The 16,706-nt window shown below is 72.0% G+C and carries 15 protein-coding genes; 9 read left to right on the top strand and 6 right to left on the bottom strand.

Annotated elements, in window-relative coordinates; translation table 11 throughout:
• From K6I34_RS14365 to K6I34_RS14350, 4 genes are all read left to right on the top strand, one after another.
• The coding region (locus tag K6I34_RS14365) for a hypothetical protein (RefSeq protein WP_229326001.1) at window positions 1-283 on the top strand (283 nt) is incomplete at its 5' end.
• Window positions 284-1,244: 961 nt separating this feature from the next.
• Window positions 1,245-2,051, top strand: a complete 807-nt coding sequence (locus K6I34_RS14360; RefSeq protein WP_229325999.1) for a phosphotransferase — start codon at window positions 1,245-1,247, stop codon at window positions 2,049-2,051.
• A 780-nt stretch (window positions 2,052-2,831) separates the two neighbouring features.
• Window positions 2,832-3,041, top strand: coding sequence for a hypothetical protein (locus tag K6I34_RS14355; RefSeq protein WP_229325997.1), 210 nt, complete (start codon window positions 2,832-2,834; stop codon window positions 3,039-3,041).
• Between the two features lie 369 nt (window positions 3,042-3,410).
• Window positions 3,411-4,214: a hypothetical protein gene (locus K6I34_RS14350; protein WP_229325995.1), complete on the top strand. Its 804-nt coding sequence runs from the start codon at window positions 3,411-3,413 to the stop codon at window positions 4,212-4,214.
• A gap of 49 nt (window positions 4,215-4,263) precedes the next feature.
• Here the strand turns inward: K6I34_RS14350 and K6I34_RS14345 are convergent, their stop codons facing one another.
• Window positions 4,264-6,447 carry a hypothetical protein gene (locus K6I34_RS14345; RefSeq protein ID WP_229325993.1) on the bottom strand — a complete coding sequence of 728 codons (2,184 nt, stop codon included), beginning with the start codon at window positions 6,445-6,447 and terminating at the stop codon, window positions 4,264-4,266.
• Window positions 6,448-6,657: 210 nt separating this feature from the next.
• Here K6I34_RS14345 and K6I34_RS14340 point away from each other — a divergent pair, with 210 nt between their 5' ends.
• Together K6I34_RS14340 and K6I34_RS14335 are read left to right on the top strand one after the other, a co-directional pair.
• Complete coding sequence (locus K6I34_RS14340) at window positions 6,658-7,059, top strand: hypothetical protein (protein WP_229325992.1); 402 nt, start codon at window positions 6,658-6,660, stop codon at window positions 7,057-7,059.
• Between the two features lie 285 nt (window positions 7,060-7,344).
• On the top strand, window positions 7,345-7,989 hold the full coding sequence (locus tag K6I34_RS14335) for a 50S ribosomal protein L25/general stress protein Ctc (RefSeq protein WP_229325989.1): 645 nt from the start codon (window positions 7,345-7,347) through the stop codon (window positions 7,987-7,989).
• 72 nt (window positions 7,990-8,061) lie between these two features.
• Here the strand turns inward: K6I34_RS14335 and K6I34_RS14330 are convergent, their stop codons facing one another.
• Together K6I34_RS14330 and K6I34_RS14325 are read right to left on the bottom strand one after the other, a co-directional pair.
• Entirely contained in the window at window positions 8,062-8,844 is a 783-nt protein-coding gene (locus tag K6I34_RS14330; RefSeq protein ID WP_229325987.1) for a VOC family protein, read from the bottom strand.
• Between the two features lie 218 nt (window positions 8,845-9,062).
• Entirely contained in the window at window positions 9,063-10,115 is a 1,053-nt protein-coding gene (locus K6I34_RS14325) for an NAD(P)-dependent alcohol dehydrogenase (RefSeq protein ID WP_229325985.1), read from the bottom strand.
• Window positions 10,116-10,233: 118 nt separating this feature from the next.
• Between K6I34_RS14325 and K6I34_RS14320 the strand changes: the two genes are divergently transcribed.
• Window positions 10,234-11,106 carry a helix-turn-helix domain-containing protein gene (locus tag K6I34_RS14320; RefSeq protein WP_229325983.1) on the top strand — a complete coding sequence of 291 codons (873 nt, stop codon included), beginning with the start codon at window positions 10,234-10,236 and terminating at the stop codon, window positions 11,104-11,106.
• A gap of 35 nt (window positions 11,107-11,141) precedes the next feature.
• Here the strand turns inward: K6I34_RS14320 and K6I34_RS14315 are convergent, their stop codons facing one another.
• Complete coding sequence (locus K6I34_RS14315) at window positions 11,142-12,002, bottom strand: hypothetical protein (RefSeq protein WP_229325981.1); 861 nt, start codon at window positions 12,000-12,002, stop codon at window positions 11,142-11,144.
• Window positions 12,003-12,211: 209 nt separating this feature from the next.
• Here K6I34_RS14315 and K6I34_RS14310 point away from each other — a divergent pair, with 209 nt between their 5' ends.
• Entirely contained in the window at window positions 12,212-13,645 is a 1,434-nt protein-coding gene (locus K6I34_RS14310; RefSeq protein WP_229325978.1) for a PLP-dependent aminotransferase family protein, read from the top strand.
• A 132-nt stretch (window positions 13,646-13,777) separates the two neighbouring features.
• Here K6I34_RS14310 and K6I34_RS14305 read toward each other — a convergent pair whose 3' ends face one another.
• Window positions 13,778-15,538 (bottom strand): M4 family metallopeptidase, encoded by a 1,761-nt coding sequence (locus K6I34_RS14305; RefSeq protein ID WP_229326003.1) that lies wholly within the window; start codon window positions 15,536-15,538, stop codon window positions 13,778-13,780.
• A gap of 395 nt (window positions 15,539-15,933) precedes the next feature.
• Complete coding sequence (locus tag K6I34_RS14300) at window positions 15,934-16,362, bottom strand: gamma-glutamylcyclotransferase family protein (RefSeq protein WP_229325976.1); 429 nt, start codon at window positions 16,360-16,362, stop codon at window positions 15,934-15,936.
• A 54-nt stretch (window positions 16,363-16,416) separates the two neighbouring features.
• On the opposite strand from K6I34_RS14300, the gene K6I34_RS14295 reads away from it, so the two are divergent.
• Window positions 16,417-16,706 (top strand): FHA domain-containing protein (locus K6I34_RS14295; RefSeq protein WP_229325975.1); only part of this gene is annotated, 290 nt, incomplete at its 3' end.

The raw sequence follows: 16,706 nt of genomic DNA, 5'->3' as shown, positions 1-16,706 counted from the left end.
ACAGGTCCCACGACACCTGAGTTGGGTCGGCGGGGCCATCAACGTGGCATCCACACTGCCCAGGGTTCCGAAATGGATTCCCGCACTCGGCGAGTTCGCCGTCGACACGTCGACCTGCACCCCCGTCACGGGCGAAGTTCGCGGCTGGGACGGCGAAGAGGTGATCTTGCGCGTGCCCGGCGAGGAGAAGCCGCGGCGCACCAAGCACTTCCGTCGGGCCAAAGTCTCGGAAGAGCTGTCGGCCAAGAACGCGCTCGCGAACCGCCGGAGGTGGCCGCGATGACCGTGGGCGGGTTGCGCGATCACCGCGGGGAGGAGTTGATCGGCGCATGAGCGAGGTGATTCCTTTACCCCACTCGTCCGGCCCCGGCGGCGTGGTCATCGGGGGTGCGACCAACCGGTGCAGGGTGTGTATCCGGTTGCGCAATGAGCAGGCCGCGGCATGGGTCGCACGGAATTACCGCTACGCCACCGCGGTCCAACACAGATGGCTCGAACACTGGGACAGCGTCCACACGGGCTGGTGGGGCGATTGAGCGTTCCGCCCCCGGGAAGACCGGTGGCCGACGAGTCAGGGTGTGCCGAGGGGGGCTCCGACTGCGCCAGGTTCCCGCTGCTCAGCAGTGGAGGCCGGGGGCCACGTCAGAGTGGTGCTTACCCTGACGTGGATGACGGCGCATCCCTATAAACGGCACCGGCGGGCCTGCAGTCGTAGAAGCTCCGTGACGCTGGTCGGCTCTGGTCGGCGCCTCGGGGACATGCGTCCGGCCGGGCAGGTCCATCGCCCGCCCTGCTGTGCTGTGCCGATGCAGGACAGCGGGGCGGGTCGCCAAGCCACTGCGAGAATCCCGCCCGGATGTGCCGCCTGGGGTAGCGCTCCCCGGATTTCGGAAGCGGGATACCACCCGGTCGACGGACCGAACCTCTCGTCGACCGGGCGGCCCCAAGCCCCTGCCCCTCCGGTGACTCGTCCCCCGATACCCGGAGGGGCAGGACCAAGCGCTCGCCCGGGGCTACTGACACAGCGGCCGGGCGGGTCAGCAAGTGCGACCACGACTGATCCGAAGGGAGTTCGTCATGTGGCACGTAGTGAAGGCAGACGACTGCGACCACGATTGGGTGCAGTGGAGCGGGGCCAACCGTTGCCGTAAGTGCGGCGCGACACAGTCGTAACGCTGGAAGGTTGGAAGGGGGTGCCGGCAGGTCCTGCCGGTACCCCGACCGGGCATTGGAGGAGAACACACGTGGTCGAGCGAGTCGGATGGGAAGAACTCCCCGCCGCACTGCGCGGCGCGGTGGAGGCGCGCACGGGGCGGGTGACCGCTTCGAGGACCGTGGTCGACGGTCTCAACTGCGTCGCGGCGCTCGTGCTGGATACGGAGCGCAGCGGGCGTCTGTTCTTCAAGGGGGTGCGCGAGGCCGACGCCAAAGCCGTCGCGGCACTCGGCTGGGAAGCGCGTGTCAACGAAGCGGTGCGGGGAGTCGGTCCCCTTCTCCTCCACCGCTTCCGGGATGGCGGATGGTCCTGCCTCGCCTTCGCCCACATCGACGGCAGACACGTCGACCTGGGGCCCGGGTCGAATGACCTGGCCGCCGTCTCGGACGCTCTGCGACGCATGCAGACGTTCAGCGCTTCCGGCCTCCCCGCTCCGCCCCTCGCCGACCGGTATGCGGCGCACCTGCTGCCCGGCGACGCCGAATGCCTGAGCGGGACCAGCTTGCTCCACACCGATACGAATCCGCACAACATCATGATCGGTAACGGCGATGGCGTCGCCTACATCGTGGACTGGGCCATGCCCGCGACCGGCCCCGCGTGGGTCGACGCGGCGTGCACAGCCGTGCGGCTCATGGAATGCGGGCAGTCACCGGCCGACGCACTGACCTGGCTCGGCGGCTTTGCCAGTTGGCGGCACGCCGACCCGGAGTCGGTTGAGGCATTCGTGCACGTCACATGCCGAGATTGGACAGCAACGATCGGCGAGCGGGACGCGGCGCCGAGCAACGCCAGGTTCCGGCATCTGCTCGGTTTCCCACACGAAGGGCACTGACGCCGACGCGCCCCGTCCGCCTACCCTCTTGGGCGGGGACGGGAAACCTGGGAGAGGTCTTCGTCGAGATCCGAGGCCCGACTGCCGCGGCCGCACGGGTACGGGCCTGGACCATGGGTGCATCCGGCACCTTCACGGGCGGCGGGGACGTCGTGACGGTCGTCCGGACGAGGTCCAGCGGCCGGGGGCCGGGGGTCACGTCAGAGTGGTGCTCCCCCTGACGTGGATGACGGCGCATACCTATAGACGGCGCCAGCAGGCCCCGGCAGGCCTGCAGCGTAGAAGCCCCCGCCCTGTCGGCCTCGTGACGCTGGTCGGCTCCGGTCAGCGCCACGGGAGGTATGCGTCCGGCCGGATGGGACCCTGAAAGTGACCCGGCCACAGGAGGGGAACCCATGGGAGATACGCCGTGCCTGACCTGTAACGGGAGCGGGTACGTGACCAAGGGCGGACTACAGCACCAGTGTGAGGACTGCAACGGTTCCGGGCGTATCACACACAGCTGGGAGGGGTCGAGATGTGCGGCAAGTGCTTCGGCACCGGGTTCGTCAGTGAGCAGGTAGCGGGCGACACAAAGCTGGTACGCGCGTGCGACGCCTGCAACAGCCCCGAGGCGGTCAACCGAAACCGGGAGCCGCGCCGCCGGGACGAGGACAGTGGCGGGGGAGGCGCCCGCAACAAGTAGGCAGCTGAAGCAAGTAGTGATCCCAACGTTCCTGCCCGGCATGTGGTTGGCAGTAGCGTGCCTGTCATGTAGCCGCCCGCAGCAGGGGAGCGGAGATGACCGATCAGCAGGAGAACAGCACGGCAGGGGAGCCGGTCAACTGGACGGACCCCAATAAGTCCCACATCGTGGAGCACTTCCGCAACGAGGTGGAACAGACGATCAAATCTGGTCGCCGCGGGTGCCGCAACTGCGGTGGGCTGGGAGTGATCGTCATGGTGGTGGAAGGGGAACCGAAGAGCTACGCGTGCTCATGTGGCGGCTAGCAACAGCAGCACAAGGTCCTGCCCGCGCGCCTTACGGTCTGCGGGCGGGGCCGAAGGCGGCTCAGGACTTCCGGGCACAAAGCCCCCTCCACCCCCCGGTGTCCACTAGGGTCGGTCCGGTGCGCAGACGTCTGTCAGTCGCCGCGGCGCTCGTGGCCGCCGCCTTCGTGCTCACCGCGTGCGGCTCCGGTGCGGAGCCGTCGCCCGTGCCCTCTGGTGGCCGTGTCGTGCGGGGCGATGGTGCTCAGCTGCTCTATCAGGGGCAGGGGAAGGCGAGCGCGCAGAACCCCGCGTTCTCGCCCGATGGGAAGTCCGTTCTCTTCACGCTCTTCCGCGACGGTTACAAACGAGGGTGCCGCCGCCCTGCGTGTGCTGCCCGTCGATGGTGGCAAGGACGGGAAGAGCGGCCTCGCGCCGTCCCGTCCCCGCACGTTGCTCGACGAGAACGACCGGGCCGCGGTCAACCTCCCGGGATCCAGCTGGCATCCCTCCGCCGGAGTCGCCTTCGCCTCCGACAGGGCGGGACGCGACGAGGTGTGGGTGCTGCCGCCGGGTGCGAAGCAGCCTGTCCGCGTGACCGAACACCGGGGTGACACCGGCTACTTGGAGCCCAGCTTCTCGCCGGACGGTTCCTGGATCGTCTTCCAGGAGACAGCCGAGAAGGGCAACGACCGCGAGAGCGAGGACGACCCCTCCGCCCTCGGCTCGCTCTGGAAGGTGCGGCGTGACGGAAGCCGGCCCATGCGTCTGCTGGACGGCCCCGGCACCCGTACCGACAACCGTCAGCCCAACTGGTCCCCGAAGGGCGACCGGCTGGTCTTCCAGCGGCGCGCCGCCGACAGCGACACCTGGGCGCTGTACGTGATGAACGCCGACGGCACGGGCATCCACCGCATCACCGACGTGCCCGGCGAGCACACCGATCCGAGCTGGTCGCCCGACGGGCGGTCCGTCGTGTTCTCCTCCACCGCGGGCGGGCTCGACACGCCGCAGATCTTCGTCGTCCCCGCCGACGGCGGGCGTCCCGTGCGGGTGACGCGGAACGACAAGGGGTACGACGGCGCGCCGAGTTGGTCGCCCGACGGGCGCTGGATCGCCTTCGAGTCCCATCAGGGCGACGAGGAACACCCCACGGGGCTGTGGCGCATTCCGGCCCCGGACGCGCGCCACTAGCCTCCCCTCGGCTCCGCACGGGGCGGAGCCGAGGGGAGCGCCGTCGCCGTCAGGCCGTCGCCGCAGCCATAGCCGTGGCCGTCGTCACCGTCAGCAGGGCGTACTGCGCCACCGTCACCGGTACGGTCGCCGTCGAGCCGACCATCCGCCAGTCGACCGGCCGCGGAGCGGGGGACGCGCCGTCCGGCGAGCTCACCGTCACCGCCGTCACCCGCCTGCCCGGGGGGACGGCGACCGAGACCGTACAGCTCGTCGGCACCGTCCTGAAGGCCGACGGTGTGTCGCCGAAGCCGGTGAAGTTCACCAGCTGGACCACGGTGTCGTCGCCGAGTCTGCTCACCTCCAGGTGGATGCGGCGGTCGCCCGTGAGCGTCACGTCCTGCGGGGCCGCCGCCGTCACCGGGCCGAGCAGCCGGTCGGCGCTCGGCTGGTCGGTGGCGGCCAGGTAGCTCTTGCCCGCCAACTGCCGGACGTACCAGCAGGTTCCGGACCCGAAACGGTTCTGCCTGCTCGTCGGCAGCGGATCGGCCTTGCGGAAGCCCAGCACGTCGGCGAGGGCGTACTCGCTCCGCGCCGTCCCCAGCTCGTCGAGCGTGGTGGGCGCGGGACCAGTGATCACCACCGTGCCGCCGCCCGCGACGAAGTCGCGCAGCACGCCCGCCTCGGCGTCCGACACGGCCTGCAGGTTCGGCAGCATCAGGACGCGGAGCCCGGCGAGGTCGGCCGCGGTGAGGCCGGGGCTGGTCACGGTGGTGAACGGGACGTGCGCCATCACCAGCGCCTTGACCGTGCCGCGGAACTCGCCCAGCCACTGCTGGTTGACGCAGCTCTCCTCCGCGCTGCCCGAGGCCCACCACTCCTTGACCCCGGCGGGCTTCTTGGTGTTGACGTACATGCCGGTGCCCGCGGCGGGGCTCACGTAGTCCCGTGAGGCGGAGGAGTGGTAGACGCCGACCGTGGCCGTGGAGACCGCGTTGTAGAGCTTCTCCTGGTTGGCGGCCACGAACGCGTACATCCGGGTGCGCATGGCCTTGTCGGTGGTGTCGTTCTTGTACGGGCTCTTCACCTCGTACGGGTTGCAGCCCGCGGCCAGCAGTTCGGCCATCACCAGGGACGCGTCGTCGGCCTGCCAGCCGTAGGAGAACGCCCACGCGGGCTTGGTGCCGCTGGCGGCGCGCGCGTACTTGTACATCGAGATGAGGCAGGTCCAGTCGGAGGCGGTCGCGTGGCGCATCCCGTCGTAGTTGCCGAGGATGTCCACTTCCCACACATGGCTGACGCCCTCCGCCGTGCGCAGGTAGGCCCCGTCGAGGCCGACCAGCGTGGCGTACTGGTAGTCCATGCTCACGGTCTCGACGAACGTCACCAGGCCGGGGTTGACGGAGCGGCCCGCGGCGGCGATGTCGAGCTGCCACTGGAGCAGATCGCGGTGCCGCCACTCGACGTAGCGGCGGAAGCCGGGGTCGCCGAAGTCGGCCTTGGCGGGCAGCGCGAGCCCGGTGTCGGCGCGGAAGGCGTCCGCCGCCCAGGTCGAGGTGTCGCACCAGGTGATCGCGCCGTCGAAGTAGATGGGCACGTCCGGCCAGATCGCGTCGATACCGGTCCCGGCGAGCCGCTTGATCCGGGCCAGGTAGAAGTCCCGCCAGGGGGAGTTGGGGCTCACCCAGCAGCTCTCGTCCCCCGGGTCCACCCAGACCACCAGGCTGCCGTAGAACACGTTGGGCTTGCCGTCGAGGCCCTTCTGCACCCAGTTCTTCCCGCCGCCGTCCTTGTAGAACGACGGGCCGTTCTCGCCGCCGACGCTGATGACCTCCAGTGACGGGTAGTACATGACGACGCGGATGCCGGCGGCGTGCGCCAGCTCCGTGAAGCTCCTCACCTTGCCGAGGTGGGTGGCGAAGTCGGCCTCGGTGATCCAGTTCGACAGGATGGTGTCGAGCTCGATCACGCTGACGTTCTGCGACTTCAGCGTCGCGATGACCGGCTTCATGTCACGGGCCGGATCGGCGTCCTCGTCGAAGGTGCCGTCGGCCACCCGCGCGAACCGGCTCCACTCGGGGAAGGCCGCCGCGGCCTCCTTGCTGCGGGCCGCGGCCGCCGCCCACGCCGGACTGTCGTACACCTCGAACGGGCCGGGGAACCGGGGCACCAGCCCCGCCGCCAGGGCGGTGGCACCGGCTCCCAGGCCCGCCCGTAACACGCCTCTACGGCTGAGTCTTCGCATTCCGCTCATGGACGTCCCCTCGTCTGCGCGACGGTGTCTGTACGGTGCATGAGATTCTGCCCGATCCCACCCGTCACGGCGGGGCGATTCCGTATACGGACGGACTGTCGGCGAACAAACGGGCGGCGGGGGATGTCGTCCGCCCGTCCCCGCACCGCACCCTAGGGGTGGCAGTGAAAACACCTACCCCAGGAGCGTGTTGTGGAGAAGCTCTGGACAGTGACCATTGTTTCCGACCGGTATCCGGCACCGGGGCCGATGGCGTTGCGCTGCTCGGAGCCAGGGTGCCGGCCGGAACGCGTCCCGCTGCCGTCACCGTCCGCCGCGCGCACCGCGGCCGCGGGCCACCTCGCCGCCCACGGCCACCGCGCCGGGGCGTTACGCGCGGACGCCGCCTGTGGCTGCGGCCGCGTGGCGGAGAGCCGGGTGATCACGCATGCCGAGGCGGGGCGGGTGTGGCGCCTGGCCGCGCTGTGCGCCCCGTGCATCCGGGCGACCGCGGACGCGCGGGTGCTCCGCCCGCTGAACACCCGCCCGCTGAACAGCCACCCCCTTGATGCAGGCCGCCTCGATGCCGGCCCGTCGGCCGCCGGCTCGAACGTCCGCCGCGGTCTGCCGTGACCGTCACGGCCCGACCCCGCGCGGCCGCCCGTGACGCCCCGGCCCCCGGGGCCGTCACGGGCACGCCCCGCGGTTCCCACGATCGGAGTGCTCGCTGGTCCGTACGGAGCAGCGGCGGGCCACTTCGCCGTCCTCGCGCTGGTTAAGCTCCCGGAGTTGCTCGGCGAGGGAGGCCGTACTCACGGGGTGCGGCGATGCGGCATCGGCGCACCCCTCGTACCCGGTCTGCCAGGGCCCGGGTGACGGCCGCCCGGCAGGGACAGTCCGAACGCGAGGAGTGCAGTCATGGCCGAGGTAAAGCTGAGCGCCGCCCTGCGGACCGAATTCGGCAAGGGCGCCGCCCGGCGCACCCGCCGCGACAACAAGGTCCCGGCCGTCATCTACGGACACGGCGCCGACCCGAAACACGTCGCGCTCGACGGCCACGCGCTGTGGATGGCCCTCAAGACCCCGAACGTCCTGATCAGCCTGGACATCGACGGCAAGAAGGAACTGGTCATCCCCAAGGCCGTGCAGCGCGAGGCCATCCGCGGCTTCCTCGTCCACGTGGACTTCCTCGCCGTCAAGCGGGGCGAGAAGGTCACCGTCGAAATCCCGGTGCACACCGAGGGCGAACTCGCGCCCGGCGGCAACCTCCTCGAACACATCCTGAACGCCCTCCCGGTGGAGGCCGAGGCCACCCACATCCCGGAAGGGTTCACCGTCTCCATCGAGGGCCTGGAGGCCGGGCACACCATCACGGCCGGGGACATCGAGCTGCCGCGCGGCTGCTCCCTGGCCGTCGAGCCGGACACCGCCGTCCTCCAGGTGGTCGCTGCCCAGGCCGAGGAGCTCCCCGAGGAGGAGGAAGCGGAGGAGGGCGCCGAGGAGGCCGCTGCCGCCGCGCCGGAGGGCGAGGCCGAGGCCGCGTCCGCTTCCGAGGAGGGCTGACCCGGTCGGACGGACCCGCGCGGTGTGCGGTCCCCGGCGGGGAGACCGCACACTGCGCGGGTCATTGTCGCGTCAGGCCGCCGCGGGCGGGTTGGGCTTGATGAGCGCGAAGGGGGCACCGAAGGGGTCCGCGCACCACCCGATCCGGCCGACGTCCGGCACGTCCGCGGCGGGCATCAGGACCGCACCGCCGCTCTCCTGCGCCCTCTGCTGGATCAGGTCGGCGTCCTCGACGGCGAAGTACGGAATCCAGCGGACCTCGTCCTCCTGGCCGCCGGCGACGAGGCCGCCGAAGGACGCGTCCTGCTGGTCGCCCTCGGCCGTGGACAGCACCGTGTACGTCCCCTGCGGCATCGGCATGTCCTGGCAGCGCCAGCCGAACAGCGTGTTGTAGAAGGAGAGGGCGGCCGAGGGGTCGGAGCAGTGCAGCTCGGCCCAGCACAGGGTGTTGCTGTCGGAGGCGGCCTCGATGCCCTTCACCGCGGCGGGCTGCCACACGGCGAACTCGGCGCCCTGCGGGTCGGTGAGACAGGCCATCCGCCCCGCCTCCATGACGTCGAACGGGCCGACGCGCACCCTGCCGCCGTTCTGCTCGACCGCCTTGGCGGTGGCGTCCGCGTCGGGCGTCTGGAAATACACCGTCCAGGCCGAGGAGGAGTTCTCGTCGGTCAGCGGCCCGATGCCCGCCACGGTCCTGCCGTCCTTCTGGAAGAAGCCGTACCCGCCGGAGTCCGGACCGGCCGACTGGACGTCCCAGCCGAAGACCTCGCCGTAGAACGCGGCGGACGCCGCGGTGTCCGGACTCCCGAGATCGAGCCAGTTGGGCGCGCCGGTCACGAAGTCGGTGCTGAGCATGGTGGGTGCTCCTTCGGCTGATCGTCGCCGGGGACCGTCCCCGCGGGCGCGGAGCACGCCTGTCCCCCCGGCGCCTCTCAGTCTGGCACCGGCCACTGACAATCGCGTGGCACCAGGCCGTGGCCGCCCCGGCGCGTGGAGTCGCGCGGGGGCGGCCGGGCACCGGAGGCGTGGCATCCGCCGGAGCGTCGCGGACGGACCCGGCCGGGCGTCCCGGATCAGATCGTCGCGGTGTCGATCACGAAGCGGTAGCGGACGTCGCCCGCGACCACCCGCTCGTACGCCTCGTTGATCCGGTCCGCACCGATCAGCTCGATGTCGGCGCCCAGTCCGTGCTCTCCGCAGAAGTCCAGCATCTCCTGGGTCTCCGCGATGCCGCCGATCATCGAACCGGCCAGCGACCTGCGGCCCCGGATCAGCGCGAAGGCGTGCACCGGCAGCGGCCGCTCGGGCGCGCCCACCTGCACCATCGTGCCGTCGGCCTTGAGCAGGGAGAGGTAGGCGCCGAGGTCGAGCTCGGCGGAGACGGTGTTGACGATCAGGTCGAACGTGCCCGCCAGCGCCTGGAAGGTGGCCGGGTCGGACGTCGCGTGGAAGTGGTCCGCGCCCAGCCGCTCCCCGTCGTCCTTCTTGCGCAGCGACTGGCTGAGCACGGTGACCTCCGCGCCCATCGCGTGCGCGATCTTGACGCCTATGTGCCCGAGGCCGCCCAGCCCCACGATGGCGACCTTCTTGCCCGGGCCCGCCTGCCAGTGGGCGAGCGGGGAGTACAGGGTGACACCGGCGCACAGCAGCGGCGCCGCGACGTCCAGCGGGATGCTGTCGGGGATGCGCAGGACGTAGTTCTCGTCGACCACGATGTGCGTGGAGTAGCCGCCCTGTGTGGGCTCGCCGTCACGGCCCGTCGCCCCGTACGTGCCGACCATGCCGCTGCCCGTGCAGTACTGCTCGAGCCCGGCCCGGCAGTTGTCGCACTCGCGGCAGGAGTCGACGAAGCAGCCGACGCCCACACGGTCGCCGACCGCGTGGCGGGTCACGCCGGAGCCCACGGCGGCCACGACACCCGCGATCTCGTGCCCGGGAACGACCGGGAAGACGCCGCCCTCGCCCCACTCGGCACGCGCCGTGTGGATGTCGGAGTGGCAGATCCCCGCGTACTTGATCTCGATCAGGACGTCGTGCTCGCCCGGCTCGCGGCGCGGAATCGTGATCCGCTCCAGCGGGGCCTTCGGGGCGGGCGCGGCGTATGCGGGAACAGTGCTCAGGTTCATGCTCCGATCCTGCGGCCGCCCGCGCCCGGTAACCAGATCTCCGCTGTGCCTACGCTCCCCGTGCCTACCACTGACAGGACCACCCTGGCCTGCGGTGATGCCCCGCATACTGGGAGGCATGGACCAGCGCACCGAACTGAGCGAGTTCCTCCGCTCCCGCCGGGGCAGGCTCAGCCCCGAGGACGTGGGACTGACCCCGCACGGCGGACGGCGGCGTGTGCCGGGCCTGCGCCGCGAGGAGCTCGCCCAGCTCGCCGGGGTCAGCGCCGCGTACTACACACGCCTCGAACAGGGCCGGGGACAGAACGTGTCCAGCTCCGTCCTCGACGCCATCGCCGACGCGCTGCGCCTGAACCCGACGGAGCGGGAGCACCTTGAGCACCTGGTCCGGCCCGTCCGGTCGTCCGGGCCCGTGGCGCGGCGGCAGCGCGTCCGCCCCGCCGTGCAGCACCTCATCGACAGCCTGGGCGACGTCCCCGCCTACGTCGTGGGGCGGCGCCTCGACATCCTCGCGTGGAACCGGATGGCCCGCGTCCTCCTCGGCGACTTCCCCGCGTTCCCCGCCCAGCAGCGCAACCTGGCCTGGCAGATCTTCCTCGACCCCGCGAGCCGCGAGATCTATGTGGAGTGGGAGCGCAAGGCCGCCGAGATCGTCGCCTTCCTCCGGCTCGACGCCGGTTACTACCCCGACGACCCGCGGCTCGGCGCGCTGGTCGGGGAACTCTCCGTCAAGAGCCAGGAGTTCCGGAAGCTGTGGGCGGCGCACGACGTCCGCGACAAGGGGTACGGGGTCAAACGGCTGCACCACCCGGTGGTGGGCGAGCTGACCCTGGCCTGCGAGACGCTCGTGCTCCCCTCGGACCAGGGGCAGCAGGTGATCACCTACCACGCGGAGCCGGGGTCCTCCTCGGCGGAGTCGCTGCGGCTGCTCGCCAGTTGGTCCCTGGGGGCGGCGGAGGCGGAAGAGCCTTCTGCGCGCTCGGGGGCGTAGGACCGTTCCCGCGCCCCGGACCCCGCGGACGGGCGTCACGGCCGGGGCGCGCCGACCGGGTTGGGGACGGGGAAGACCCCGGTGTCGACGAGATGGCGGCTGAGCGGGGCGGCCAGGGCGATCGCCTCCTCGATGCCCGACTGGCCCAGCGCGGTCACCGGGTCCGCCGCCAGCCGGTCCGTGGCGTCCTCCAGTTCCCGCCGCAGCGCGCCGCCCTTCCGGGTCAGGCGCGCGTCGCGGTCCAGCAGGCCGCGCGCCTCCAGCCTGCGGCGGCTGTCCGCCCAGTCCTCCTCCGACCAGCCCCGGTTGGCCACGAAGAGTTCCCGGGGCACCGCGCGGGTCGCCACGTGGGTGAGCGTGGCGTCCAGCCCGCGCAGGCCCGCGTTCACCGCGGCGAGTACGTGGCCGTCGCCGCGGTGCTCGCGCAGGACCGTCGCCGCCAGCCACACCCGCGCGGTGACACTCGACGGCCTGGGCACCGCGGACCAGCCCGCGGCCAGCGGCCGCCCCTCGTAATGGCAGGCCGCCACGGCGCGCTCCAGCAGCTCCGCCAGGCGCGCGAGCCGTGCCTGCGCGCCGGGCGGCAGTGCTCGCTCCAGTGTCGCCCGCACCGCGTCGACACGGGAGACGAGCACGGCCTCGGGCGAGGCGTACGCCCAGGCGTCGGGCAGCGAGCGCGCCACCATCGACGGCGCGAAGCCGAAGAACATGGCGGTCACGGCCGGGGCGTCCAGCGGCCCGAGCGGTGCCACCCGCCCGGCGAAGTAGCCCATCCACCAGCTCGGCAGCCCGACCGCCTTGGCCGCCTCGGCGGGCTCCGGCGCGAAGTACACCACGGCGTGCAGCGGTTCGACGGCTTCCCAGAAGCGTCTGGCCAGGGTGGGTGTCGGCTCCATGATGTCCTTTCGGTGAGACCCCGGGCCGAAGACGTCCGGGAACGGTGGGGGCTCCGGCCCTGTCCCCCGATGCGGGGCCGGAGCACGCCCTTCACGGAGGGCGAGCCGGTATCCGTAGCGGGCCTCCTCCAGGCGGGCAGTGCCAGCATCGCGGCTGCCCGTTCCCCGGGACAGTGCCAATTCCGCGGAATGGACCGGAGAATCGGGGAATGGACCAGAAGAACCGCGACATCGGCTGGTGGCTGCGCGTCGCCCTGGACGGCTGGCGGGACCTGCCCGGCCCCCGTTACCGGCGGCTCGCCGCCGCCCTCACCGCCGCCGTCGAGCGGCGGCTGATCGCGGCGGGCGACCGGCTGCCCGCCGAACGCCCGCTGGCCGACGCCCTGTCCGTGAGCCGCGGCACGGTGGTCCGCTGCTTCGACGAGCTCGCCGCGTCCGGGGTCGTGGAAAGGATCCAGGGCTCCGGTACGTTCGTCCGCGCCCGGCCCTCCTGGACGGGCGCACTCCCCGGGCACGGCGCCGGGGAGAACCCGGCCTCCGCGCTGCTGCGCCGGCGGCACGCGGGGGAGAGCGGCACGATCGACCTCTCCCTCTCCGTGCCCGCGGGCACGGACCACCTCCCGCCGCTCGGCGCCCTGGACCCGCTGGCGGAGGCCGAGGGCCACGGCCTGCACCCCGCGGGCACCGCCGAACTGCGCACCGCCCTCGCCGACCACCTCACCCACCGGCTCCGGCTGCCCACGACGGCGGAACAGCTGATCGTGACATCCGGCACCCGGCACGCCCTGGCCTTGCTCGCGGCCGCGGCCGTCCCGCCGGGCCGCACGGTCGTGGCGGCCTGCCCGTACGGGGGCGGCCTGCCCGGCACGCTCGCCGGGCGGGGCGCGCGGGTCGTGGGCGTCCCCGCCGACGCGTGGGGCATCGACGCGTCCGCCGCCCACCGTGCCGCGTCCCGGCTGTCCGCCCCGGTGCTCCATGTGGACTCCGCCGCGCTCGGGGCCTCCCGGCGGGAGGCCCTGTTGCACACGGCGCGCCGTACGGGCGCCCTCGTCGTGGAGGACCTCGCGCAGGCCGGGCTGTATCTCGGACCCGGTGACGGACCGGCGCCCCCGCTGGCGGCGGCCGACGACGGCGTCGTCGCCGTCGGATCCCTCTCCCGGACCCTCTGGGCGGGCCTGCGCGTCGGCTGGATCCGCGCCCCGGAGGCCCTGCGGGACGAACTGCTGCACGTCCGCCCGGCACACGAGCCGGCGCCGGGCGTGCCCTCGCAGGTCTGGGCCGCCCGGCTGCTGCGCGCGGTCGACGACGCATGGCTGGAGCGGTTGCGCCAGGCCCTGCGCGCCCGCCGTGACCTGCTGCTGGCGCTCCTTGCCCGGCACCTGCCGGCCTGGCGGCCCGAACCGTCCGTCGCGGGGCTCTCCTTGTGGGCCGCTCTTCCCGTCACCGACAGCGAGACCTACGCGCATCTGGCCACCCGCTACGGCGTCGTGGTCGCGCCCGGCGCCGCGCACTGCGTGTGCGGCCGCCACCGCGCGGGCGTGCGCCTGTCGATCGCCGAGGCGCCGCACCGGCTGGAAGCGGCGGTCGACAGGCTCGCCGCCGCCTGGGAGCACCACGCCCGCGACCTCGCGGCGACGCCGTAGCGGCACGGAACGCGAAGGCCCCCGGGGCGCCGCCGATGAGGCGCCCCGGGGGCAGGACCGGAGTGGGCAGGACCGGACCGGACTGGACCGGACTGCCGGTCCCCGGCTCGGCCGTCAGTGCCGCCAGTACCGTCAGTGCTTGGCGGCCGGGCCTTCCTTCGGCGTGTTGGCCTCGGTGACGTTCACCGCGGCCCACGCCTTGTCGACCGTCTTGTACTCGGCGCTGTCCTTGCCGTAGATGTCCGCGGCGGCGTCCAGGGTGGCCTTGCGGGCCTCGTGGAAGTCGGTGGTGGAGACCATGTACCGGGTCAGCGCCCGGTAGAAGATCTGCTCCGCCTTGTCCCGGCCGATGCCGGACACCGTCGAGCCGTCGTACGTGGGGGAGTCGTACTCCACGCCCCCGATCGTCTTCTTGCCGCTGCCCTCGGCGAGCAGGTAGAAGGCGTGCGAGGAGACGCCGGAGCCCGCGTGGACCTCACGGTCGTAGGAGCCCGAGTCCCAGTAGTCGACCGTGCCCTCGAGCTTGTCCTCGGAGGGCCGGTCCATGCGGCGCAGGAACTTCTGCTCCAGGCCGAGCTTCTCGCCCATGAGGTAGTTCGGCGGGTTGGCCGGGTTGTTGGTCTTGAACTCGACGGCCGTGCCGAAGATGTCGGCGAAGGACTCGTTGAGCGAACCCGCCTCGCCGAACTGGTTCTGGCGCTCGTCCACGCGCGTGGGCTGGAAGTTCGCGGTCGCCTCGATCACGCCGTGGGAGAGCTCGTGACCGGTGACGTCGAGGGCGACCAGCGGCTGCTTGAACGTTTCTCCATCGCCGTCGCCGTAGAGCATGCAGGAGCAGTCGGGGGACCAGAAGGCGTTGCCGACCTTGTCACCGAAGTGCACCAGGGCGTTGGGGCCCGCGCCGTCGTCCTTGATGCCGTTGCGGCCGAAGGTGCTCTTGTAGTAGTCGAAGGTGCTGGTGATGCCGTACTGCGCGTCCACCGCGGCGGTGGAGGGGTCGGAGTTGGTGCCGTTGCCCCAGCGGTTGTCGGAGTCGGTGAACGCCTTGCCGTCCGTGAAGCGCTCCAGCTCCTTGCCGCCCGCGTCCCGGGTCTCGCCGCCGCCGCGGCTGGGGTCCTTGAGGGTGAAGGAGTTCTGCGCGGTCTGCGTGGTCGTCAGCGGCACGTTGCCGACGAAGATGGAGGCGCCGGTGCCGTTGGCCTGGGCGGGGAAGGCGCCCTTCGCCTTGCCCGTCGTGGCGGGCGGCGTGCTCTTCCCGGCCGGCTTGGGGGCGGCCTGCTGCCCGGTGCTGCGGAGCTTCGCCTTGAGCTGCGGGGATATGAAGGGCTCGGCGAGCGGGGTGCTGCTGAGCACCTTGCCCGAGCCCGCGTCCACGACCACGGAGTGGGTGCCGCCGGTCTCGGCGGCCTTCTTGCTGTCGGTGACGGTCACGCGGTAGGCGAGGACGGACGTGCCGTTCGTGGCGTCCACCACGAGCTCGGTCTTCGCGGCCTTGCCGTCGGCGGAGGCCGCGGCCTTGGCGGCGGCCTGGGGAGCCGTCAGCTTGGGGGTGACGCTGGGCAGGGATATCTGGTGACGTATCGCCCGGGTCGCACCCAGGTAGTTCTTCTTGGCGTCGAGGTGCACGACGAGGTCGCCGCCGACCACGGGCACGCCGCGGTAGACCCGGCTGAACCGGACGTGCAGCTTGCCCTCGGGGTCGATGAGGGTGTCCTTGACCGTCAGGGTCTCGGTCTTCCCGACACCGGTCGCCGAGGAGTGCGTGACGGCGGCGGCGCGGGCCGCCTTGACGATCTCCGCCTTGCTGACGGCCTGGCCCGCGGGGACGGCGGAGGCGTGGGCGGAGTCGTGGGCCTTGCCCGTGAGCGGGGTGGCGGCGGCGGTGCCCGCCATGGTGGCCGCGGCCACGACGGCGACGGCGGCGACGAGCACTCTACGGTGAGTCGTGGGGGATGTACGCACTGTTCAGCGCCCTTTGCGGTGAGGGCGGTTCGGGACGTGCCCGGCCGCCTGCATACGCGCGGTGCTGTCACTGGCGCACCGCGGGAACCCTGTGGTCCCGCGGAAAACAATGCATGGGTTGGCATGGCCATGAAAGAGGAAAAGTCGCGATGTCCGTTGAGTTGATCAGGAGTTAACAAAGGGTCAACGGATGGTGATGAGGTGTCTACTCGAGGGTGAGGACAGTGTCCGCAGGGTGGGATTTCCGTTGGTGGGCGGTGCGCCTACGGGGGTGCGGCCTGAGCTTTCGCTCGCGTCCTCGGCCCGGTGGGGGTTCCTCGCGCCCCTTACGGCCCCGGTCGGCTGGGCCAGCTGTCGCCGTGGATGCGCGTGCCGCGTCGGCGGAGCCGGTCCGCCACTTCCGGCGAGGCCAGGTAGACCCACGCCCGCACCGTCACCCCGCGCTCCGACGAGACCGGGCGCGTCACCCGCACGTAGTGGCTCGACGGGTCGTCCGGCGCATAACCTTCCAGCGCGTCGAGGGAGGCCAGCACCGCGTCGTGGGCCGCCGGAGCCGGTGTCACCAGTTCGCCCCGGATCTCGCCCTCCGGGTCCGCCACCGCGTACGGGTAACCCGGCCCCTCGTACAGCACCGCGCCCCGCAGCCGTGCCGCCTCCTCCGCCACCGTGCGGCCGCGCAGGAAGCGCTCGTGGTTGCCCTGTCCCGGCCGCAGCGTTCCGTATACGAAGACGGGAAGCCGCTCGTGGTCCACCACAGGAGGATCCTTTCCGAAAGGCGGGGGCAGGGGGCCCGCCGTAAAATACCGCGTATGGGAGAGCGGCCGGTCGCGCCCTCCGCGCCCGAGCTCGTCGTCGAGTCCGCCGACGGTGCCCGGACGCTGAGTCCGTACCGGATCCACCACGTGGGGCGCGACCCCTCGAGCGACCTCGTGCTCGACGACGCGCGGGTCTCGTGGCGCCACGCGGCGCTCCGCCCCGCCGGGGACCACTGGACGGTCGAGGACGCCGGGAGCACCAACGGCATCTACGCCGACGGAATGCGCGTCGGCACCGTCGACGTGGGCCCCGACACCGTCCTGCGCTTCGGCAACCCCGCCGA

It is taken from the genome of Streptomyces sp. UNOC14_S4 (genome assembly GCF_020740835.1).
GTDB lineage: Bacteria > Actinomycetota > Actinomycetes > Streptomycetales > Streptomycetaceae > Streptomyces.
The sequence above is the reverse complement of the archived record's forward strand: the minus strand, read 5'-3'. Positions and strand labels throughout refer to the sequence as shown.